The following is an 824-nucleotide window of genomic DNA, read 5'->3' as shown; positions in this document are numbered from 1 at the left end:
GACTTCCTTCAGTACACTGTCCAGCCCCACGCGCCCCGGATCGGCTTTGATATCACTGAAGTTCACCACGCCTTCAACACCATCCAGGGATTGACCCATTAATATCTTGCTTTCTACCGACAAGCAATTTGCAAAGTGCTCATACAGATTAAGCTCAAACTGTTGGTAGGCTGAGCGCACCAGGCGATCAAGCTCTTTGCCTGCCGGGCATTCCACTTTGTGTTTTTGAAACCACTCGAAAGCGGATTCGATGGCATCCTCGATATCCGCTCCATGTGGATAGAGGTTGTCGATGAGCCAGTCTGAAAAGGCGCTCTTGTCAGCCGCTGACACACGCCGGATACCCGGAAATTCGAGAATTTCCTTGCGGTGTCGCGTACCGGAACGCCCCAGCCAGTCGTACTCATGAATCTGATCCACGGTGATTTCCAACTGATCAGCCAGGTAATGCAGGGGCGTCTCGGGAATGTCGTTGGTTGCGAGAGGAAAGCGCCCGGTGTTCTGGTAGTACTTGAGTTGCGCAACAAACGCCAGGTGATTTCTGGTCGGTTTGGTTTTGAGCAACTGAGTTTCCTCGAACTTTAAACTCCAATGCTCTGCAAGTTCATCGAGATTCCAAATCCGTTTCATTGGCCATTCTCGTTATTATCGGACTTTAAATAGCGGTAAAAGGTGGAACGGGAAATATCCAGCGTCTTGCAAATATCGCTGATCGAATAGTTGGGGTCGGCGTGCATCTGCTTGAGCAGAGTAATGTTTTTTGGCTGATCCAATGATTTGGGACGGCCACCTTTCTTTCCTCGGGCGCGAGCTGCTTCCAATCC

General features: G+C 50.5%; 2 protein-coding genes. Both read right to left on the bottom strand.

The features are described 5' to 3' along the window. Nucleotides 1-630 (bottom strand): DUF4158 domain-containing protein (locus tag ACOCD2_RS22970; RefSeq protein WP_293675417.1); only part of this gene is annotated, 630 nt, incomplete at its 3' end. After that, a partial coding sequence (locus tag ACOCD2_RS22965; protein WP_293681663.1) for a helix-turn-helix domain-containing protein occupies nucleotides 627-824 on the bottom strand: 198 nt, incomplete at its 5' end. The genes ACOCD2_RS22965 and ACOCD2_RS22970, both read right to left, overlap by 4 nt.

Source organism: Thiolapillus sp., from assembly GCF_048562965.1.
GTDB lineage: Bacteria > Pseudomonadota > Gammaproteobacteria > Chromatiales > Chromatiaceae > Thiolapillus > Thiolapillus brandeum_A.
Note: the sequence above shows the minus strand (reverse complement) of the source record. Positions and strands in the feature narration are given on the sequence as shown.